This window comes from Virgibacillus sp. M23, from assembly GCF_034190895.1.
In the GTDB taxonomy this organism is placed as follows: Bacteria; Bacillota; Bacilli; order Bacillales; family Amphibacillaceae; genus Virgibacillus; species Virgibacillus salarius.
This window is the reverse complement of the sequence record NZ_JAWDHA010000003.1, coordinates 1-20,769: the sequence shown is the minus strand read 5'-3', so window position 1 is coordinate 20,769 and position 20,769 is coordinate 1. Positions and strand designations below refer to the sequence as shown.

Genomic DNA, 20,769 nt, shown 5'->3' with positions numbered 1-20,769 from the left:
TTTTAGCCAATCATCCAGTCCATTGCTTATGGGTAAGATTAACTCTTGTATGGTGTAGTAGACTGATACTGTGAAACGAATTATTTCCATAATGTTATTGCGAAGATTTGTTGTATTGTGAAGTAATTCACTTAAACTAACTGGTAGGTTATTACAAGAAGAACAAGGAACCAAATTACAAATTTCGGTCTTCTCGTTGAATATAACCGTATTTGATATCAGCCCCCAAAGCTGTTTGGATACTGTGATGACACGAATTCGTGCCAATTTTCCTTGGATATTTCTTTTGGGTGTGCAGTTTTTCTTTAACAAGGAAAACGAAAAGTAAGAGAACATGCGAATATGAGCTTGGACGTACAAAATTAGATACATGATTAGCTTGTATTTATAGATAGTAGTCTTTTATAAGGGATTACGTTAACAGAACCTGATTTTGGAAGAAAAGTATGAATTCACTAGCTAGTCTCCAAATTCATTGGTAATATATATGAACATACTTAAAATTCCATTATTGTATATATAATATTACTAAGAAAATAAGTTATCTATTATGGAGAATGTATTATGACAAAAAATGATTCTACCAATTTTGTTTTGCATGCAAAAGGTAAACAGTTTTACTGGGAAGGTAATGGTCAACTGTCCATTAAAACATTCTTTAATGGCAGTGCCTATTATAAGACTAACAAAGGCTTCTTTGCTGTTGAAGAGAAGAGAATAGATACCTACTCCTCAATAAGGGTGCATACACACTTTTATTGTTTTGTAAACTCCGTTAGAAGCTAAATTTCCTATTTTTCTGTTAATAGTGTTATTATCTATTATATCATCAAGAACATCTACTTGGAGTTTTGTATAAGAACCATCATCATATTTAATCATTTTAGTGACGGGTTCGCTATTTTCTAAAGTAGAAATTAATCCATTATTATCACTCTCTAAAATATCTTGATTAGAGAAAAACATTTTTTCGTTACTTTGCATTGCCTTAGTTGAATCTAAAGTTTCCCCAGCTTTTATCTTTTGGATAACCTTTTCAATATCACTATCTGAGATGCCGTCTTTTTTCATATGCTTAGTAATTTCGGATATTTCTTCTGAAGATATCTTAGTAGATTCTGCGGAGACATTGTTGTTTTGGAAAGCAAAAAACAAGGTGAATACTAGAAGTAAAACAAATGAATAATTAGTTTTTATCCCCATTAAAACACCCCTTATGTTATTTGTATTAATCATATTATACAAAATATTACAGTGGAAGGAGAATTTTATGGCAATTACAATAATTGTATCAATTATCTTTCTATCAATCATTGGAGGAATACTAGGCTTTTTGTGTTATAAACTCTTAAAAAAACACTTGATCTCAATATTGATCGTCATTTGCACTACTTATTTAGGTACGATTCCTATATACATGGTGACTCCGATTGTTTACTTATGTATACCATTAGGAATAGTTGTTTACTTTTATTTAATATCTGATTTAAAATCATAACTTTTTTTAGGGGTACCGTCAGGAAAATGCGGATTTACAACGCTAAGATCATTTTCCTGACGGTACCCCATATGATATTTATCAGAGAAATAAGAGTATTGATATAACAGACTCTTATTTCTCTATATACGTTTCTGCTAAAACTTATGAAACAAAACTCCAAAAACTAGATGGTTCACTAACAGATGAATCCTTTACTAGTTCGTAACCTGACATATAAATACCCCGCTTTCGAAAATTCTTATAAAAAAACCTCATTTACTTATGATACGGTTCACCTCTATTAATCCGAAACCCACGATAAACCTGCTCCAACAATACCAAGCGCATCAATTGATGAGGAAATGTCATTTTTGAAAAGGACAATGCTAAGTCGCTTCGTTTTTGTACTCCCTCACTGATTCCTAAAGACCCACCGATGACAAAGGCAATTTTACTTTTACCGTATGTAGCTAGCTCGTCCATTTTCTTGGCAAGCTGTTCTGAGCTTAGCATCCTGCCATTGATCTCTAGTGTGATGACATAGGTGTCTGCGGAAAGCTGTGATAAGATGCGCTCGCCTTCCCTCTCCTTGACCTCCAGCATTTCTGCTTCGCTCATATTTTCTGGTGCTTTTTCATCCGCTACTTCTTTTATCGACACTTTGGCGTAAGCGTTTAACCGTTTCATGTATTCGTCAATACCTTGCTTCAAGTATTTTTCCTTTAATTTTCCGACCGATACAATCGTAATTTTCATAATACGTAACTTCCTTTTTCGAATTTTTCTATCCCTTATTTCAGCATAATACCATACAACCCATTTCCTTCAACTCACCAATTAAAAACTACACCACCAACCAAACAACAACATATAGTGCGAATATACAAACAAGGCTAATGCAAAGTAACATCCTTGTTGTTCGCTTCGATAAACGCTGCATTTGTTTTCCTCTATACCAACCTGAGAATTGATACTTATTGCGATACAAAATATAGATGACCCCTAATACCCCTACTCCTTGAAGAAGTCGAAAGAAGAACAAATATCCATTGTCCTCGATTAGTTCTTGAACATCTAGGTTGGTCGTATTTTCAAAAACACCATTCACAACTATTCCGATTAACGCAAAAAAGAAAACTATAACCACAAGCACACGGACGATTTCCAATATAGCTGATAGCATAACCTTCATCCCCAACACCCCATCGTTTTTTCTTTACTATAACAAATTCTCCTCGCAGTTTACATAAATCTTCCAAAAATTAACTTGTCCTCTTGAATTCTTTCTTGTATTATATATCTAAATGACACATATCATATAGATAGGAATGAACAAATATGAATAAAACCTACAATCACACCACCTATGCATTGCTTGGAATATTAACGACAGATTGTCGTACGGGGTATGAGATAAAGCAATTGATCGATCAGAGCTTAAATCACTTTTGGAAAATTAGCTATGGACAGATTTATCCAACCTTAAAAAAGCTAGTAGCCGATGGGTTAGCAACCGTTACGACGACAGCTCAGGATGGGAAGCCAGATCGCAAAGAATACACCTTAACCGCAGAAGGTAAAAAAACGTTACAGGAATGGCTGGAGCAGCCGCTTCAGCAGATTCCTGTCGAGCGAAATGAAGTCATTTTGAAGCTTTTCTTCAGTCGCCACCAGCGTACAGAGCATACCTTAGCGCTACTACAGGACTACAAGCAAAAATTACTGGAGCGTTATGAAACCTATCAATCCATCGAACAAATGATCAAAGGCAGCCACCTAGAAAGCGCGGATGCAAACTATTGGCTGTACACGTTGGATTATGGCAAGCGGATGACGAAAGCCACCATGGAGTGGTGTGAGGTAACCAAGGGACAAATCAATCAGGAGGAGGATTAAGATGGGGAAACAGATCTTTCACGGTCGCTATACGACAGAAAATGATGAGGATATGGTTGTCTTTCTAATTGGCATGCGGATTAATCGTCGGCTGGCTGTTCACAAATGGCTTCCTGTTTTTACCGCAATGCCTGGCATGATTAAGGAGCTGTATACACATCAAGAGGAGTTAGGGTTTCTAGCGATGGAGAATTACTTCGGCTTACGAACAACGGTGATGATCCAATATTGGCAGTCGACAGAGCATTTGTTGAACTATGCAAGGGGGCAGAAGCATTTGGCTGCTTGGCGGGCATTTAATCAAAAGGCGAGCGCTACGAATGCTGTTGGTATCTATCATGAAACATATGTTGTTCCAAAAGGGCACTATGAATCGATATATGGAAATATGCCCATCTATGGTCTAGCAAAGGCAAAGAATCACATTCCTGTAAGCGCAGAAGAACGGAAAGCAAAAAAGCGATTAAAGCTACATGTCTAGTATTATAGAGCAACCTATGTAGCATAACCTCATGTCTCATCAAGCAGCTGCAAATAAAGCAACTGTATTATACGATAGCCTTATGAGAAACAGTCATGCGCAGCCTCAGATGATACTAACGAATGGACGGAACCTCCAGGAACAAGGTTAGTGTATTCCAATAGTGTAAAAAGGGAAGCTATCTCTTCGGACAGCTCCCTTCCTCTCTTTCTACCATTTCACTACATAGCTAGCTTCATAACGATTCATTTTATCAATTAATGCTGCTGGCTCTTCGGCAACAATAATCATATCGCGATATTCCTTTTTCATAAATCCTTCATCAATTGTATGGTCTAGCATTTGAATTAGTGGATCGTAAAAGCCGTTGACATTCAATAAAGCGATTGGCTTATCATGATATCCTAATTGTGCCCATGTAAACACCTCGAACCATTCCTCTAACGTTCCCGCTCCACCTGGTAATGCTACAAAACCATCGGCTAAATCTGCCATTTTTGCCTTACGCTCATGCATCGTTTCTACTACATGAAGCTCTGTTAAATGCTCATGGGCAATTTCTACATCCATTAGCTTTTGGGGGATTACGCCAATCGCTTGGCCACCTTGATCTAACACAGCATTTGCCACAGCTCCCATACAACCGACCTGGGCACCGCCATATACCAAGGTTTTATTGTTTGCTGCCATCGCTTCACCTAGTTGCTTTGCGTTTTCTATATAAACACTGTCCTGACCAGCGCTTGACCCACAGAATACAGCAATTCGCTTCAAATCCATCCTCATCACCCTCATTTCTTGATTGTCATACTTCCATTATATCATTCTCACATCAAGTTGCTGCATTTTAATTTATTATGTTTCCTTATCTAATTATTATTGAGAATGGCACCTTCAATAAACGCTACAGCTCTACTAGTCATTTTAGTAAATTCGCAGTTTTCATTACAATCGATTTTATATGAAAATTTTTGTTTACTAGACTCTTGTCATGTGGTTTTCGCCCATTTTTCAAAAAAAGAATTTGCAAGGTAGAGAGGGATTTACGTGACCTTCCTAGAAATAAAGAATTTGATACGCAAATAAGTTTTGCTGGAGGAGCAGTTTGTAAATATTTATTTCAAACAACAGTCGATACGTATGGAGGTAAAGACAGGCTTGTAAAATACTTTCCTAAGTGGGTGTTGTAATTGAATCATTTAAATAGTGTTTTTAATAGAATAGGATTATTAGACTTAATATTTATAGTTCCTATGTTTATGTTATTTTCTTATTTACTTAGCTATAATGTTTGGAGTGTATTATTAAACATAGTTATTGTTATATTTTTTGCTTTTGGTTTAGCTATGGCTTTTCACATTATTGTTGACTCCATTAAAAAAAAGAAGAGCCATTGACTTTCAACCTGATTAAAATGAATCTGACAAAAGTATTCTATTCACATAATAATCCGAACCATTGTGATATGCTCCCTTTATCGTAGACAGAGAAAATAAAAATTCTCTTACTACTATGAAGGGAGTATTTATTGTGTTTAAAAGAACACCAAGCAGACTGATATTATGTCAATAAAATAGATGCAGCGAATGGGGAGAATTTTTCTTTTCCCTACCGTGCCTCGCTTACTGCCCTCTCTGTTAGGAGAAGGATAATACCTTCTACACAGTGTATGGTTTAAGCGCTTATCATACTTCTTTTCATCGTTAATCGGTGACATGTATTGATTAGTTAAGCCTTTACATTTTATATTTTGACTTTTGCTACAAAATGAGGTACATTACTAATAGACGAACAATCATAATATATTATATAAAATCATTCGGATTTTGGGGTGTAAATCATGGAAAATGTATTTGATTACGAAGATATTCAGCTAATTCCTGCAAAATGTATGGTGAATAGCCGTGCAGAATGTGATACAACTGTTACGTTAGGTGGAAACACCTTTAAATTACCAGTCGTTCCTGCAAATATGCAGACGATCATAGATGAAAAGATTGCTTTGTTTTTAGCAGAAAATGATTACTTCTATATCATGCACCGCTTCGAACCAGAGAAGCGTATTGCCTTTATCAAAGATATGCAAGCGCGAGGCCTAATTGCTTCGATTAGCGTTGGTGTAAAAGAAGAAGAGTATGGATTTGTGAAGCAACTAGCTGATGAGCAGCTAACACCAGAATATATCACCATTGATATCGCTCATGGTCATTCAGAAGCAGTTATTAAAATGATCAAGCATATTAAACAACATGTACCTCAAAGCTTTGTCATTGCTGGAAACGTTGGAACACCTGAGGCGGTTAGAGAATTAGAAAATGCTGGTGCTGATGCGACAAAAGTGGGAATCGGCCCTGGGAAAGTATGTATTACTAAAATAAAAACAGGCTTTGGTACAGGTGGCTGGCAATTGGCGGCACTTCGTTGGTGTGCAAAAGCAGCAAGCAAGCCTATTATTGCCGACGGTGGCATCCGGACACACGGTGATATCGCGAAATCCATTCGCTTTGGTGCAACCATGGTAATGATCGGTTCATTATTCGCAGGACATGAGGAATCCCCTGGCGAAACGATTGAAAAGGACGGTAAGGTGCTGAAGGAATATTTCGGCTCTGCCTCTGAATTTCAAAAAGGGGAAAGGAAAAATGTAGAGGGAAAGAAAATGCTTGTGGAGCATAAAGGCTCCCTTACAGATACGCTAAAGGAAATGGAGCAGGATCTACAATCATCGATTTCTTATGCAGGTGGCAACAAGCTGGAGTCGATTCGCCATGTAGACTATGTTGTCGTTAAGAACTCCATCTTTAATGGAGATAAAGTTTACTAATTACGTGTTGATGAATAACTTGGTATTTCAAAAGGGACATACGATTAGCCGGGATCTTTTTCAACTAGCCCGTACAATCCCCCAGATAAGATAAGTAATCTTTTAAACTAGCTTATAAGACCTAGCTACTGGCTAGGTCTTATATATCCCCTTATGAACACTTCTCACTAGACCCTTCTACCTTGATACTGCGCAAAAGAAATAGTCTTATTACTGAATCGAACATGTCCAGATCATCTTCATTAGTGGATTCCCTTCAACGAATGATGATATCAGTGATATTTTTAATGCCTCTTCTATAAAAGAGGCTAGTTGAAATATTTATGCCTCAACAGCTAGCTTTTCTTTCTCTATCCTTTGGGGTTTTTTTGATCATAGGATAGGATTGAGTTGTGGTCTATCATTACACCACATTTTTTATTAAAAACGAAAAATAAGCTATATAAATTGCCTTTAAAATTAATAATCTAATTTAAGAAAAATGAACACTTGCTATACCGAAAACGAATAGTGATCTCATGGGCTTCAATAAAATATTTCACATAATCGTCCAACTCAGATATTAATATTACAATCAACAACTAAAACAATTCCATTTGCTCTGGATCATTTGCACTTTTCTCTTTCGTTCTGTATCCAATCGAATGATATCCTTTAAGCCGTTTTTTGTACATTGATTGTAAAAATGGCTCTTGATGATCAACATAGTCATAGACTTTTACCTCGGTTTTATTTTGGTGTAGTCGATGGAGCCGCCCTACGTATTGCTGTAACGTTCCTTCCCAGGAAATAGGATAAACAAGAAATAAACAATCCAAACGATCATTATCAAAGCCTTCCCCAATATATTTACCCGTCGCAATAATAAGTGTTTCTTGATCCGATATTTCGTTTAAAGCATTTAATTGCTGCTGCTTTTGCTTAGCGGATAAATTACCGTTCAAGATAATAATGTTTTTCACAAATCCTTTAAACATTTGCTCCAATGTACGGATATGCTCGATTCTTTCCGTTAAAATAATAGGTGTCGAATGATTATCTAGCTCTTTTAAGACATCATTAAATATCAATCCATTTCTCTTTTGATGATTTACTAATTCTGTACCAAGCTCCACCATTTTCTTCTCATCATCTTCTAAAGCACTTTTGAATGACGTATGCCTTGGGATTAAAATATGTTGGAATGGGCGAACCTTCGCTTGTTTTTTAGCGCTAACCTTGTACACAATCGGACCACATTGCATGTTCATGATCGGGTGCAATCCGTCTTTCCTTGATGGCGTAGCTGTTAGTCCGTAAACATAATTGGCCATAACATGCTGTAATACCTTTTCAAAGCTAAATGCAGAAATATGGTGGCATTCATCGACAATTACTTGGCCATATTCCGTCAAACTATTTTTAACACCGTCATTTCTATTTAAGCTTTGAATGGTAGCAATATCTACACAATGCGAAGGCTTATTCTTCCCCCCACCGATTTGGCCGATACTTTTTTCGCTGATTTTTAAGAAAGCCAATAACTTCTCTTTCCATTGATTGATTAATTGTTTCCGATGAACAATAATTAATGTGTTTATACCTCTTTGGGCAATTAGGGAAGCTGCTAAAACAGTTTTTCCGAAGCCCGTCGTAGCTGCTATTACACCGTTATCTACATGTATTAATTGGTCGACGGCCTCTGCTTGCTGGAAGCTCAAATCCCCTTGAAATTCACATGAAATAGCTTTTCCCTGATAACACTGATTGGTAATTGTTAATTGAATCGATTTATTTTGTAATAAATCTTTTAAAGAATTGATACACCCTCTTGGAATAATGACATGTTCCGTGTCTTGCCAGGAGCAATCAATGCTTATGGGTATATCATGCGTCGATAACCGCTTTGCCCTCGCCTTGTAATAGTTTGGATTATAGAATACAGCTAAACGAATAATCTCATCCAAAAGTTTAGCTGGAAGTGCCTGTTTACGTATATAAATTCCATTTTTCAATACTGCATGAATGTGTTTCGGGTTCGGTTCTATGTTCATATGTTGTTCCGTTTTATGTACCACAGCATTATTGATTAAAATAGCTTCCAATTTTGTTATGCTAAGTTTCTTTATATTTCGCAAAAACTCCCACTGATTAGGGATAACATTCATATCCTTATCAATAAAAACACTATTCTTTTCTGCTCTCGCTTTTTTCTGCAAAGGTAACGCAATTAAATTCCCCAAGCCTTTCATTTTTCTACTATCCTGCGTCGGAAACATTCGATCAAAGGAATATAACTTAGACCAAAGCTTGATTTTTAACGTTTCAGTAAGTAAGAAATTCCCCAGTGCCCGGGATTTCGCAGCAGGAATTCTCTCATTGAAAAAAATCCAAATATGACAGCCCTCTCCAGACCTTGAACGTTCGATCGCTACTGGAATATCGTATTGATGGCACGTAGAAGCAAGTGCTCTTGATTCTTCCTTCCATTTTCCTTTGTCAAAATCCAGTGCTAAAAACCAACATGTATTATCATGTAAAAGAGGATATATCCCCACTATTTCTTTACCAATAAGATGGTTATAAATAGATTTATCTGTTAAAGGTTTATAGGCCGTTTTATTATAGTCATTATCATCATTAGCTCCTTGTCTCTCGAAAACGACAGAAGAATCTATTTCTTTATATACTGGAGAATAACCAGATTTGCCATTTTTTATTTCCCAACGATGTGCATATACATCGTTTCTGCCCTTGAACAAGTTTTTAAATAATTGGATTCGTCGTACAATCTCTTCATTTTTATCATTTCTACTCTCTTGGTCACAACCGAAGGGAATATTATGTTTTTTCAATATTTCTTTCAGTCTTTGATTTTCTTTCTCCAATCGTTGACATTCGGATTTTATGTCTGAGAGCTGTTGTATTAGATTGTTATCCACCTTAACCCCTCTCATTCTTTGAACTAGTTTATTCTTCTTGAAAAATATGTAGTCTCTAAAACAACCAAAAAATTCAAATATAACACTTCTTATGAGTAATTATATGACAAACGCACCTTTATTTCATCCGAGAGTAAACAGAAATCATGTTATGAAGTATAGCAATATTTTTATAAGGCTAAATGCGTTAGAACTTGCGACTGTTCGATCAAGTGTTTATATTATTGACTTTAGGTCTTTCTATACTTTAGATCACTTGACCTTTCCTTTACACCTCTTCATTATACCTATTGATTTAAAAGTAATATATATGCCTATTAAAGAATAAATCCTTAAGGCCTTGGACTTTGACCTTCAAGTTTTATTCATCTGTTATCACTTCATAATACTGGTTAGAATTATTTAAAGATGTTCAAACCATTATTTCCCAAAAAATCTAAAATCTTTTAACGAAGTGCCGCGTTCTCCCACCTTCCCTGCCAAATACATTATCTTCATTTTCCCTTTACTGTAAATCTCAAAAGCAATTTGTTAGGCAAAACACCTCTTTCACTAGACCCTTCTACCTAAATTTTCGTTCAATTCTACGAAAACTGCTATACTAGATGTAGCCAAATCCGCTCGGTAAGGAGGGGGTATTTCCGTGTGGGAATTATTATTAACCATGATAGAACGGATTGGGATTCTCGTTACGATCGCATTCATCTTAACAAGGTTCCGATTCTTCCGCAGTATGTTCTATCAAAATCAACTGAATCGCAGACAGCAATTTACCGCCATTCTATTCTTCGGCTTCTTCGGCATTATCGGTACATATTCAGGTGTTAGTCTCAGCACAGAAAATTTGGAATTTCACCGTTGGGCAGCGGACCTATCGGCTGATGAAGCAATTGCCAACTCGCGTGTTATCGGTGTGGTAATTGCAAGCCTGCTTGGCGGTCCAACGGTTGGAATTGGCGCAGGGATCATTGCCGGATTACATCGATTTACCTTAGGCGGATTTACGGCAATTGCCTGTGGTCTTGCCACGATAATCGCTAGTATCCTTGCTAGTCTATTTTATAAAAAGCATAAACGGGTGAGACTGCAAACCGTATTTATTATTGGTGCGCTTGCGGAGTCCCTGCAAATGTTAATTATTTTAATGATTGCCCAGCCGTTTGAACAGGCAAGCGCACTTGTGAACATTATTGGCATTCCCATGATTTTAGCAAATGGGCTTGGATCTGCACTATTCCTGCTCGTCATTAAAAATGTATTAAGCGAGGAAGAAAAAGTAAGCGCTCTCCAAGCGCAGAAGACGCTTCGTATTGCCGATCAGACGATTTCTCACCTACAGCATGGATTAACACCAACGGCGGCTGAAGCCGTTTGTCATATTATCCATCAGGAAATTCAAACGAGTGCTGTTTCGATTACGAATCGTTCGGAAATATTAGCACATGTTGGGCTTGGACATGATCACCACCGTACCAATAGTCCGATCCAAACAAAGATTACGCTTGATGCCATCCAACAGGGGAAGGTCTTGATTGCCAATCAGGAGTCGATTCATTGTGCAGTTACGAATTGCCCCTTAGGCGCAGCAGTTATTGCACCACTTAGACAATGCGGAAAGACAATTGGCACCTTAAAGTTCTATTTTCGCTCGGAAAAGGAGATTACAAACGTAACAAAAGAGCTGATTAAAGGACTTAGTTCGATGATTAGTCACCAACTTGAAACGGCAGAGGTAGATCGTGCCTATCAGCTGGCAAAAGAGGCAGAGATAAAAGCGCTTCAAGCACAGATTCGTCCACACTTCTTGTTTAATACGCTGAATACGACTATCTCCTTAATCCGCTTAGATCCAGGTAAAGCCCGGAAAATGCTCATGTCTCTCTCTCATTTTCTCAGGCAGAATCTATCAGCTACGACCCAAAGCACGATCACCTTACAACAGGAATTGGCTCATGTGAAGGCTTATTTATCCATTAAAGAAGAACGATTTAAAAATAAATTAACGGTTAGCTATGAAATCGATCCTTGTGTACTTAACCAGCTTATTCCGCCACTTACGCTACAACCAATAATTGAAAACGCCATGAAGCACGGCTTTAAGGATAAAGAAACAGATTGCATGCTGAAAATAAAAATAAACCGGAATCAAGATAGAATTTACATTTATGTAGCAGATAATGGCAAGGGAATGAGCACAGAGCTGGCTGAGCAAGTCATTCAAGCGCCTATTGATTCAGCCTCTGGCAGTGGCTTGGCCCTGTACAATGTAAATAGAAGATTAAGCATTATGTTTGGCGAGGATGCTTCGCTGCAAATCAGCAGTAGCATTAATCAAGGAACTGCTATTCAGTTTTCCATACCCTATAAGGAGATGTCGCAACAATGGATCAGTTAATTCAAACACTTATTGTGGATGATGAATTATATAGTAGAGATGAATTGAAGCATTTATTAAGCAGCTTTCCTTCTATTCAGCTCGTTGATGAAGCTGCGTCTGGCGAGGATGCTGTGATAAAGGCCCTTCAGCACCAGCTAGATGTTATCTTCTTGGATGTAGAAATGCCAAAGATGGATGGGATGAAGGCAGCAGAAGCCATTCGAAAGCTGAAGCATGCACCGTTAATTGTGTTTGCAACTGCCTATCCACAATTTGCAGCGGAGGCATTCCGTCATGATGCTGTGGATTATTTGCTGAAGCCCTATGATGAGGAGCAATTACAGGAGACAATTCAACGAATTGAAAATAAATTATTTACTAGCCAGCAGACCGATAAAACGAAACCAACGGGTAAGCTAGCCGTTGATGCGGATGGGGAGATCTTTTATCTGGAGCCAAAAGAAATTCTCTATATGTCACGGGTGGATAAATTAACAAAGCTGATTACGAAGACCGGCGAATATGAAACGAAGATCCCATTAAAGGAATTAGAAAGCAGGCTGCTTGCATACGGATTTTTCCGGATTCATAAAAGCTTCTTAGTGAATTTAGAATATGTTAGCCGGTTAACCCCATGGTTCAATGGTGCCTATCACCTGCATGTAGATGGACATGACGAAGTGTTATCCGTAAGCAGGAATTATGCCAAAGCATTAAGACAGCGTTTAGAAATCTAGTAAGCTATTTCACATCTTAATAGAACAAGCTAACATGTTAATCTGATTTTTCTACGTGTTATTCTCCATTCCCCCTTTCTTTCTTAGGTTTCTTTTATACTTTATGTAATCGCATTCATTTATAGAAATAGGGGGAGAGCGCGTTGTATACTTTTTTAGCTGGAATTGCACTACTGATTATCGGTTATTTCACATATGGTAAATTCATTGAAAAATTATTCGGTGTAAAACAGGAGCGAGCAACACCTGCTTATGTAAACGCTGATGGGGTAGATTATATTCCAATGAGTACCGCAAAAAATTCATTTATCCAGCTGTTGAATATTGCTGGTACTGGCCCTGTATTTGGACCAATTATGGGAGCACTCTATGGACCAGCAGCCTTCATTTGGATTGTTGTTGGCTGTATTTTTGCAGGTGCGGTACACGATTATTTAACAGGGATGATTTCCATTCGTAATCGTGGTGCGCATTTACCGGAATTAGCTAGTAAATTTTTAGGAAAGGTCATGAAGCATATTGTAAATGCATTCGCTGTCCTGCTCCTGTTATTAGTAGGTACGGTATTTGTTTCAACACCAGCCAGTCTGCTTCACTTACTTACAGAAGGTAGTGTTGCCGTGTGGATCTTTATTGCTGCTATTTTTGTTTATTATATTGTCGCTACACTACTTCCAGTAGATAAAATCATTGGCAGACTCTATCCATATTTTGGCGCACTGCTATTACTAAGTGCACTTGGCGTTGGTGTTGGATTAGTAGTCACTGGTGCACCGATTCCTGAGCTGTCCTTACAAAACTTCCACCCAGACCATGCACCTATCTTTCCTTTATTATTTTTTACCATTACTTGCGGTGCGCTTTCTGGATTTCATGCAACGCAGACACCGATTATTTCGCGTACAACGAAGAAGGAAAAAGAAGGACGTAAAATTTTCTATGGTATGATGATTGCTGAAGGGATTATTGCAATGATTTGGGCAGCGGCAGCGATGAGCATGTTTGATGGCTATCAAGGACTAAGTGATATCTTAGCAGCTGGCGGACCAGGAGCGATTGTAAGTGAATCCTCAACGGTATTACTAGGAGCAATCGGCGGGACATTTGCTGTCCTAGGTGTCATCGTTTTGCCAATCACGTCCGGAGATACTGCATTTCGTAGTGCAAGAATGATTATTGCAGATTATCTGAAGATCGCTCAGAAAAAGCTATCTAGCCGCTTATGGATTGCCTTACCACTGTTTGCTATTTCGGTTGTCTTAACGCAAATTGACTTTAATATTTTATGGCGTTACTTTAGCTGGGCGAACCAAGCCACAGCTGTGATCGCGCTATTTGTAGGAGCGATGTATCTTTATATCGCAAAGAAAAATTACTTTGTTTCACTCATACCAGGTACATTCATGCTTGTTATGGTAATCGCCTATATTCTATCCCAGCAAATTGGCTTCGGCTTACCGATGAACGTTGCTTGGTACGGTGGTGTTATTGGAACGATAATCCTGCTTGTCCTATTCTTTAAGGCTGCGAAGAAGGCTCGAGCAAACAATGTTCCGTTGGAAGAGGATATCTCCAATTGGGACAGCGCTGCATAAGTAAACTTATCTATGAAGGGGTATTGTCTTAATGAGCAATACCCTGTTTTTCAAAATAAACATTCACTCTAATCATCTTTGAAAGGAATACTTTCTAAGCTTCCTTCCTAATTAACAGCTAAATTATAACTATTACCTAAACTGTTTCATTGCTCCTAAAGACCCTATTCTTTATTAGGGCAATAAATAATTTTGTATTAGACTGGCACATGAAGTACCAGCCCTACCCCAAATTTTTTACATACCCATTAAGTTATTAAGTGTTTTTTCATAGAAATTAAATCTTTTCTTAATAATCTGGGTGCTGCATTTCCTTGATAGAGAAACGAAAAAATATTAACGGATCGATAATCTCTTCAATCATTAAATTTTTCCCCTTATAATTATTTCCCTACCAAAGTTATTTAAAAGAAGTGTTATGATTATACCTTATTGTCTTTTTACGATTAGTGTACCTATACCACTTATACACATATATATTAGTATAATTAACCATAAATAAAATGTAGAAACTTTTGTAATATCTAGAAATGTGATTACTGATAATGAAATAAATAATAGCCCTAGAAAAATATTGGAAGAAAAGAGCTGAAATTTTAATATATTTTTTACTGTTCGTTCATCTAAATCAGGAGTTTCATCATTCTTTCGATAAACCTGTACAATATTTATTACTATTAAAATTAATGCAATTGGAATTACACCTATAAATGGAGCAATTGAAAAATTAAAATTGTCATCGCTTACATACTTTCCTAATTGTGCAATCAAAGTTCCTATTAAAAGGGCTACTCCTCCATATACTAATGTCCATTTTCTTTTCATTATTTATCCTCCTCTAGAATGAAAATATCTTCTATTGGCATATCAAAATATTTCACAATCTTTAATGCTAATTCCAGGCTGGGATTATATTTATTTTTTTCGATTGCTGTAAATGTTTGCCTGGTAACCTTTAAATCCTCAGCCATTTGTATTTGCTTAATCCCCCTTTTTTTCCGGATCTGACGAATGTTATTCTTCACAGGCATAACTGTCACCTCCATAACGTAAATACATCTTTACATTATTTTTAACACATAGCTCACTAAATGTAAAGATGTATTTACTTTTTTGCGAACAATCTATTAATAATTAACAAATATGCTAGATTTCCATTTTTGGATTTGATATAATTAATTTGAAAATATTGTAAATTAATTGAAGGAGGTTAATAGAAAGTAGTATTAATTAAAATATAATTTGGAGGAGAATGTATAATGGATCTATCAAAAGATTTTTTTAAGAGATTATTTGTTTTAGTGTTGATTAGTATGGTAGCGCTTTCTTTCACGGTGAGTTCTGTCAGTGCAAAAAGTAAAGAAGTTGTTAATAAGAATGATGTAAATAAAGAAATTTTATCTCCAACTGAAGCTGAAAACTATTTAAATGCAGTTGAGGAAACTGAAGTATATAAAGATCTATTTTCTTCACAGAAATTACTTAGAGAAGATGAGGATGGAAACAAAGCAAGTGCTATTGGTATTGAATTAAATGAAAAAGAAAGCGAAGATTTTAATAAAAATATTGTAATAGTAGAGTCTAAAGTTGAAGATACTGGAATAATAGCTTTATTAGATAGAGAGACACATAAATTATTTTCTGTATCTACAATAGAAGACATTAAAACTGAAAATGGTATGACTGTAACTGAGTATGATGGTGAAACTGGAGAAATATTATTACAAAATAAAATTGTTGAAAATGAAGTAGTGAAAGACGATAATACCATTGAACCTATGAAAATTAAAAAAGGGAGCTATTGGTGGAAAGTTCTTTGTAATCTGTCAACAGGAGGATCTTGTTCCTTAGGTTGCTTATCATTAATAGCCGTACCTGGAGGATATCCAGTATGTGTATCATTGTGTAGTGCTTTTGCAGGCGGCGCTGCATGTTAACACCACTTAAATAGTCAACTTTTGCTACAGCATGTACATGTAGGTCTTATTTTTTAAATAAAATTATTTTCAGGCATTGCCAGGATCATTTCAATATTTACATGATTTTGATTAATTAACGGTAGAGATTTTGAATGGACTGGCAAGCCTTTTTTTGTCTCATCTTAATTGCTAAATCTCTAAGATTTTTTTAGTTATTAATTCTTTACGTTTACTTGCACAATCTATACCCCAAAAACTTAACCACTACAACTGGATTTATAATAATATCCATCTTCTCTATTATTTGATTTCATTTAAATAGCTTATTGATCAGACACATTTTTAATTTTACGACCATAAATTTAATTAATTCATATTCAAATGTTCTTTTATAACTACCTTAACATTACTCACATATATCCGCGTATCAGACACCCTCTAAAATGAACCACCTTGGCAAGGCACAATTTTAAATGTTTAGGTGGAGAATTGTGATCATTTGCGTATATCTTTTGAAACTTTGTACGATTTTCAGAGGAGGTATAGAACTTATCCGTATCTTACTTTATAATAAATAGCATCATCGGAAGGGGGATAATAGCATGCCAATTAATGTACCTAAGCAATTACCTGCACGTCATGTGTTAGAGGAAGAGAACATCTTCTTAATGGATACGGATCGGGCGACGACACAAGATATTCGTCCGTTAAATATAGTTATTGTCAATCTAATGCCTGAAAAAGAACGCACGGAAACACAATTACTGCGTTTATTAGGTAATTCGCCATTACAGGTTACCGTTACATTCCTTCATACAGCAACACATGAATCAAAGACAGTTAGTCCGTCCCATTTAAATCAATTTTATAATACATTTGCCAATATCAAGAACCAGCGATTTGATGGCATGATTATTACTGGTGCACCTGTGGAGCTCATGCCTTTTGAACAGGTTGATTACTGGGAAGAGCTTTCTGAAATTATGGAATGGTCGAAAACACATGTTACCTCTGTCTTACATATCTGTTGGGCTGCCCAGGCAGCACTTTATTATCATTATGGTATCGGCAAATTTGAGCTACCCGCTAAATGCACAGGGGTGCTCTCTCATACAGTGGCAAATTCTACTGTAGAGCTTGTCCGTGGATTTGATGAGGAATACTTAGCACCACATTCCCGTTATACGGGTACATCAGCGGAGGAAGTGGAAAAGAATGATAAGCTGCTACTCCTGTCATCGACGTTAGACAATGACCCATTTATTATCTTGTCTAAGGATGAAAAACACGTGATGGTTACTGGTCATTTGGAATATGATGATCTTACGCTTGCGGACGAATATTATCGCGATCGAAATAAAGGCATCGATGCAGCTGTTCCTAAAAATTACTTTCCCAACGATAATCCGGAAATAAAACCATTAAACCGCTGGCGCTCCCATGCACATTTACTGTTCTCGAACTGGCTTAATTACTACGTCTATCAAGAAACACCATATGAATGGAAATAGGCCAAAAATGGTCATCCGGTAAGACGGATAAGCTAGAAATAAAAAGCAAGTGTGGTAAATAGCATCCCACTGTCTTACGGGAGGTATCGGTGAGATCCCGCAGCATTAGGGGCTCACCAGCCGCCCACGGCAAGCGAAGGATATTTCCGAGTAGCTTCGTTTCATGAACATCATTTCTAGTTATTTTTTCTTTGATTCAAACACTTTTCCTTCTTCCCCAACGGATTTGGCTCCTTTCGTAAATGTGGCTGTCACAGAAAGGGTGCTTCCACTCATGCTCCATTAGGTATCTGACATATGCTGGTTCTTTTTATACCAATTCATTACAAAGGGCTTCTTTGCTTTGCTGTAGAACCTCGTGTCATCATAGCGGATTGATAAACGCTCCTTTTACTACCATACCGTTCTACTTCCTCTGGATGAGCGCGAAACATAGAATTATCATATCTTTAGCATATTGGCTTCTTATCTGCTAAGTGAACAGGGTTACTGTATACGGCTTTCATGATACTTCGACTTTTTCACCTTTTACTTTGCGATTTATAACATGAACCCTATAACTAAGACTTACTTGGTGAATTTGTGGTACATAATGTTTGCATATTAACGTGAAATAACTTTATTTCTATTTTACACCTTCCTTACCAATCATCTATCCATAGTTTGTAAGGTGTACATTTGCAGTACTTTCGGAATAAGGATTTGAGCCTATTAGCATAAAAGGGACAGATTGTGGAATCACACTAGATACTTCTTTCTTTATAGAGAGGGGTTAGTTGAATAGTCCCTAAAGGAATATTAATGTTAGTTCGCAGAACGCGGAACTGTTGGTACTTGTGAGAAAATAAAATGTGTTACAGTTTGTGCGTACGGATTTACTTCTTCTATGAATTTCTCCGCTTTTGATAAGTTTTCAAAGTGCATTTTAAGCATGTAACAAGCATTTCCAGCTATACGATAACAAAAATGTACGTTTGGGAGTTTTAGAATAAAGTTTTTGAACGACGTATAGTCCCCATTTTTGACTGTTGCTTCAATTATACATTGGATAGGTAGACCTAATTTCTCATAATCGATTTCTAATGTATAGCTTTTAATAATACCGAATGATTCCATTTGTCTAACCCGTTCTGTTACAGAAGGAGAAGATAGGTTAACTCTTCTTCCAAGTTCACTCATAGATAAGCGACTATTTTTATGTAATTCATCTAAAATCTTTCTGTCAACATTATCAATTTTCATTTTTAAATAAATCCTCCTAATATCGTTAATTGTTTAATTAATTTATCGATTACTCATTACAAATTTAATGTTATTTTTGTATTAAATCTTCTAAAATTAAATATAGCAAAGGAGGATTTTAAATGGCAAGAATTAAGGAATCAAGTTTCGGAGACTCACCATTTCAACGACTTTTAGGACACAATGTAGAAGTAATGAAAGGATGGTCACATTTAGGGAAAGTATTAGAAAAAGGAGGATTGCTTTCTTCTGAATTAAAAGAGCAAATAAGGAGAACGTTAGCCCAAAGTAATGGTTGTGAGTATTGTAAAGTGAAAGGTAAACCTGATCCTGATAAGTTTGATGAAAAAACTTCTATTGCGGTTGCTTTTACGGAGGTGTTTTTAAAGCTAAGGGGGAATATACCAAATTCAATTTTTAACGTTTTACAGGATTGCATGACTGAGGGAGAAATCAGTGAACTTTGTGCTTTTATTTCGTTTACTACTGCTTCACAGTACTTTGGAGCTATGATGAAATTAGAACCTGTAAAGAAATAATTTTAAATATAAAAGTTCTTCCTAACTAGTTGCTTTTGTTTAATAAGGCTTTTAATGATCTTCAACAAAATCGGCTAATAAACTATATTTCTTCATGCTATACTAAAATTGTGTATGACAAAAAAACCTTCCGAATCTAACAGTAGGAAGGTTTTTCATTTTATAGGTAGTGATTTCACTTCCTAGCAACTCGCGAAGAAATCGCGCTTCCTGCTCAAACATTTGTACCCATTTTTTATCGTAATCTGTTAATCGCACCTTCATCACCCGAGCCCTCCCTTATAAAATACACAGCATATTGTTTCCTTCAATGAATCCTGTTCAAGATAGCAAACGCTTCATTAGCCGTCAACGGTTAATGGAGCAAATAATAGCTAAGCCACCACATACATCATGTGATGGCTTATATATCATAAAGAGGTTTTCATTCAACCAGACAACGAGTATAGTACAGCTGACCTTGAATCAAGCATCTTCCATTTATCTATTTCATCTTTATTCTTCATTGATCTAGCTAATACCCGCCATAATACGGTGGGTAAGGGGGTGGATAATAGCCGTAGCCACCATCATCGAACGCATTCACAAGTGTTCCTGCTAAAAGCCCGCCAGCTAACCCACCAATTAGTGGAACGCCGAACCCACCGAAAAACGGGCCACCGAATCCGGAGCCTCCAAATCCTGGACCTCCAAATCCTGGACCTCCAAATCCTGGACCTCCAAATGGTGGTCTGCCATAGCCTCCTTTAAATCCTGGGCCAGGACCAAATGGTGGTCTGCGTTCAATATCTTCCTGTACATAAAATTGTTGCTCAGGAGGCATCGCCGCAGGCATATTCCAATCTCCATTCATAGAACTTCCCTCACTTCCATATTGTCTATGAAAATAGGATATGCATTTGCCCAGCAAAACTATTGGGCGATTATACTAGGACATAAAGGGATTTTCCTTATTCCCTTCGTCTTTATTCAGATATCCAGCTACAAAGCGCTTTCAAGGAGCAACGTATATTTCCGGAGTTAGTTTATATACCATTATCTTCGATCGCAGCAATAGATTTTTTTACATAAGAAAAACGGAGCAAAATTCGCTCAGTCCTTATCACTAAATGCTCAGATTTACGCTTCCTCTAGTAGCTATTATGGAATAATAGCTACTGCTTGCTTGACCACCACTCCGGCTGCCCACTTCCCTTTCCGTGGGGTTTGTCCTTCAGCTAACTTTTTTAGCAAAACCCGCTCAAAAA

General features: G+C 36.8%; 20 protein-coding genes and 1 pseudogene. 11 read left to right on the top strand and 10 right to left on the bottom strand.

Annotated features, from left to right (window positions below):
• Positions 1-564: 564 nt before the first annotated feature.
• Positions 565-755 (top strand): annotated as a pseudogene (locus RVS70_RS01720) (AraC family transcriptional regulator); the annotation flags it as partial.
• On the opposite strand, the gene RVS70_RS01715 reads toward RVS70_RS01720, so the two are convergent.
• The 3 genes from RVS70_RS01715 to RVS70_RS01705 all read right to left on the bottom strand — a co-directional run bounded on the left by RVS70_RS01715 (position 733) and on the right by RVS70_RS01705 (position 2,672).
• On the bottom strand, positions 733-1,203 hold the full coding sequence (locus tag RVS70_RS01715; RefSeq protein ID WP_121604162.1) for a hypothetical protein: 471 nt from the start codon (positions 1,201-1,203) through the stop codon (positions 733-735). The pseudogene RVS70_RS01720 and the gene RVS70_RS01715 sit on opposite strands and share 23 nt — an antisense overlap.
• Positions 1,204-1,756: 553 nt before the next feature.
• Positions 1,757-2,236, bottom strand: a complete 480-nt coding sequence (gene rlmH, locus RVS70_RS01710; protein WP_121604163.1) for a 23S rRNA (pseudouridine(1915)-N(3))-methyltransferase RlmH — start codon at positions 2,234-2,236, stop codon at positions 1,757-1,759.
• Between the two features lie 88 nt (positions 2,237-2,324).
• On the bottom strand, positions 2,325-2,672 hold the full coding sequence (locus RVS70_RS01705) for a hypothetical protein (protein WP_121604164.1): 348 nt from the start codon (positions 2,670-2,672) through the stop codon (positions 2,325-2,327).
• A 146-nt stretch (positions 2,673-2,818) separates the two neighbouring features.
• On the opposite strand from RVS70_RS01705, the gene RVS70_RS01700 reads away from it, so the two are divergent.
• Complete coding sequence (locus RVS70_RS01700) at positions 2,819-3,376, top strand: PadR family transcriptional regulator (RefSeq protein ID WP_121604165.1); 558 nt, start codon at positions 2,819-2,821, stop codon at positions 3,374-3,376.
• 1 nt (position 3,377) lies between these two features.
• Positions 3,378-3,857: a DUF4188 domain-containing protein gene (locus RVS70_RS01695; RefSeq protein WP_121604166.1), complete on the top strand. Its 480-nt coding sequence runs from the start codon at positions 3,378-3,380 to the stop codon at positions 3,855-3,857.
• Positions 3,858-4,067: 210 nt separating this feature from the next.
• Here RVS70_RS01695 and RVS70_RS01690 read toward each other — a convergent pair whose 3' ends face one another.
• Positions 4,068-4,631 (bottom strand): TIGR00730 family Rossman fold protein, encoded by a 564-nt coding sequence (locus tag RVS70_RS01690; RefSeq protein ID WP_026681924.1) that lies wholly within the window; start codon positions 4,629-4,631, stop codon positions 4,068-4,070.
• A gap of 416 nt (positions 4,632-5,047) precedes the next feature.
• Between RVS70_RS01690 and RVS70_RS01685 the strand changes: the two genes are divergently transcribed.
• Positions 5,048-5,254 (top strand): DUF6007 family protein, encoded by a 207-nt coding sequence (locus RVS70_RS01685; RefSeq protein WP_321132425.1) that lies wholly within the window; start codon positions 5,048-5,050, stop codon positions 5,252-5,254.
• Positions 5,255-5,697: 443 nt separating this feature from the next.
• Positions 5,698-6,681 carry a GMP reductase gene (gene guaC, locus RVS70_RS01680; RefSeq protein ID WP_321132424.1) on the top strand — a complete coding sequence of 328 codons (984 nt, stop codon included), beginning with the start codon at positions 5,698-5,700 and terminating at the stop codon, positions 6,679-6,681.
• Between the two features lie 581 nt (positions 6,682-7,262).
• Here guaC and RVS70_RS01675 read toward each other — a convergent pair.
• Positions 7,263-9,602 carry a TOTE conflict system archaeo-eukaryotic primase domain-containing protein gene (locus tag RVS70_RS01675; protein ID WP_321132423.1) on the bottom strand — a complete coding sequence of 780 codons (2,340 nt, stop codon included), beginning with the start codon at positions 9,600-9,602 and terminating at the stop codon, positions 7,263-7,265.
• A gap of 643 nt (positions 9,603-10,245) precedes the next feature.
• Here RVS70_RS01675 and RVS70_RS01670 point away from each other — a divergent pair.
• The 3 genes from RVS70_RS01670 to RVS70_RS01660 all read left to right on the top strand — a co-directional run bounded on the left by RVS70_RS01670 (position 10,246) and on the right by RVS70_RS01660 (position 14,311).
• Complete coding sequence (locus RVS70_RS01670) at positions 10,246-11,997, top strand: sensor histidine kinase (protein WP_321132422.1); 1,752 nt, start codon at positions 10,246-10,248, stop codon at positions 11,995-11,997.
• On the top strand, positions 11,985-12,716 hold the full coding sequence (locus tag RVS70_RS01665) for a LytR/AlgR family response regulator transcription factor (RefSeq protein WP_121604170.1): 732 nt from the start codon (positions 11,985-11,987) through the stop codon (positions 12,714-12,716). The genes RVS70_RS01670 and RVS70_RS01665 overlap by 13 nt, the downstream gene beginning before the upstream one ends.
• 143 nt (positions 12,717-12,859) lie before the next feature.
• The gene (locus tag RVS70_RS01660) at positions 12,860-14,311 is read left to right on the top strand and encodes a carbon starvation protein A (protein WP_321132421.1); all 1,452 of its coding nucleotides are present in this window, start codon (positions 12,860-12,862) and stop codon (positions 14,309-14,311) included.
• 429 nt (positions 14,312-14,740) lie between these two features.
• Here RVS70_RS01660 and RVS70_RS01655 read toward each other — a convergent pair whose 3' ends face one another.
• Positions 14,741-15,136: a hypothetical protein gene (locus RVS70_RS01655; protein ID WP_321132420.1), complete on the bottom strand. Its 396-nt coding sequence runs from the start codon at positions 15,134-15,136 to the stop codon at positions 14,741-14,743.
• Positions 15,136-15,342, bottom strand: a complete 207-nt coding sequence (locus RVS70_RS01650) for a helix-turn-helix transcriptional regulator (protein WP_321132419.1) — start codon at positions 15,340-15,342, stop codon at positions 15,136-15,138. Before RVS70_RS01650 ends, RVS70_RS01655 begins: the two co-directional genes overlap by 1 nt.
• Positions 15,343-15,570: 228 nt before the next feature.
• On the opposite strand from RVS70_RS01650, the gene RVS70_RS01645 reads away from it, so the two are divergent.
• Positions 15,571-16,248 (top strand): hypothetical protein, encoded by a 678-nt coding sequence (locus RVS70_RS01645; protein ID WP_321132418.1) that lies wholly within the window; start codon positions 15,571-15,573, stop codon positions 16,246-16,248.
• Positions 16,249-16,832: 584 nt separating this feature from the next.
• A complete protein-coding gene (gene metA / locus RVS70_RS01640; protein WP_026681917.1) occupies positions 16,833-17,741 on the top strand; it encodes a homoserine O-acetyltransferase MetA in 909 nt (302 codons plus the stop codon).
• A gap of 804 nt (positions 17,742-18,545) precedes the next feature.
• Here metA and RVS70_RS01635 read toward each other — a convergent pair.
• Entirely contained in the window at positions 18,546-18,983 is a 438-nt protein-coding gene (locus RVS70_RS01635; RefSeq protein ID WP_026681916.1) for an Lrp/AsnC family transcriptional regulator, read from the bottom strand.
• A 122-nt stretch (positions 18,984-19,105) separates the two neighbouring features.
• Here RVS70_RS01635 and RVS70_RS01630 point away from each other — a divergent pair, with 122 nt between their 5' ends.
• Positions 19,106-19,522, top strand: coding sequence for a carboxymuconolactone decarboxylase family protein (locus tag RVS70_RS01630; RefSeq protein WP_205389332.1), 417 nt, complete (start codon positions 19,106-19,108; stop codon positions 19,520-19,522).
• A 102-nt stretch (positions 19,523-19,624) separates the two neighbouring features.
• On the opposite strand, the gene RVS70_RS01625 is transcribed toward RVS70_RS01630, so the two are convergent.
• A complete protein-coding gene (locus RVS70_RS01625; RefSeq protein ID WP_161629279.1) occupies positions 19,625-19,786 on the bottom strand; it encodes a GrpB family protein in 162 nt (53 codons plus the stop codon).
• Positions 19,787-20,036: 250 nt separating this feature from the next.
• The gene (locus tag RVS70_RS01620; protein ID WP_414617163.1) at positions 20,037-20,375 is read right to left on the bottom strand and encodes a hypothetical protein; all 339 of its coding nucleotides are present in this window, start codon (positions 20,373-20,375) and stop codon (positions 20,037-20,039) included.
• Positions 20,376-20,769: the final 394 nt, after the last annotated feature.

Bases quoted from the DNA above. Each gene is read 5' to 3' on its own strand.
- RVS70_RS01655 (WP_321132420.1), bottom strand. From the start codon at position 15,136: ATGAAAAGAAAATGGACATTAGTATATGGAGGAGTAGCCCTTTTAATA.
- RVS70_RS01715 (WP_121604162.1), bottom strand. From the start codon at position 1,203: ATGGGGATAAAAACTAATTATTCATTTGTTTTACTTCTAGTATTCACC.
- RVS70_RS01625 (WP_161629279.1), bottom strand. From the start codon at position 19,786: ATGAAGGTGCGATTAACAGATTACGATAAAAAATGGGTACAAATGTTT.
- guaC (WP_321132424.1), top strand. From the start codon at position 5,698: ATGGAAAATGTATTTGATTACGAAGATATTCAGCTAATTCCTGCAAAA.
- RVS70_RS01630 (WP_205389332.1), top strand. From the start codon at position 19,106: ATGGCAAGAATTAAGGAATCAAGTTTCGGAGACTCACCATTTCAACGA.
- RVS70_RS01665 (WP_121604170.1), top strand. From the start codon at position 11,985: ATGGATCAGTTAATTCAAACACTTATTGTGGATGATGAATTATATAGT.
- metA (WP_026681917.1), top strand. From the start codon at position 16,833: ATGCCAATTAATGTACCTAAGCAATTACCTGCACGTCATGTGTTAGAG.
- RVS70_RS01620 (WP_414617163.1), bottom strand. From the start codon at position 20,375: ATGAATGGAGATTGGAATATGCCTGCGGCGATGCCTCCTGAGCAACAA.
- RVS70_RS01645 (WP_321132418.1), top strand. From the start codon at position 15,571: ATGGATCTATCAAAAGATTTTTTTAAGAGATTATTTGTTTTAGTGTTG.
- RVS70_RS01705 (WP_121604164.1), bottom strand. From the start codon at position 2,672: ATGAAGGTTATGCTATCAGCTATATTGGAAATCGTCCGTGTGCTTGTG.
- RVS70_RS01695 (WP_121604166.1), top strand. From the start codon at position 3,378: ATGGGGAAACAGATCTTTCACGGTCGCTATACGACAGAAAATGATGAG.
- rlmH (WP_121604163.1), bottom strand. From the start codon at position 2,236: ATGAAAATTACGATTGTATCGGTCGGAAAATTAAAGGAAAAATACTTG.
- RVS70_RS01650 (WP_321132419.1), bottom strand. From the start codon at position 15,342: ATGCCTGTGAAGAATAACATTCGTCAGATCCGGAAAAAAAGGGGGATT.
- RVS70_RS01635 (WP_026681916.1), bottom strand. From the start codon at position 18,983: ATGAAAATTGATAATGTTGACAGAAAGATTTTAGATGAATTACATAAA.
- RVS70_RS01700 (WP_121604165.1), top strand. From the start codon at position 2,819: ATGAATAAAACCTACAATCACACCACCTATGCATTGCTTGGAATATTA.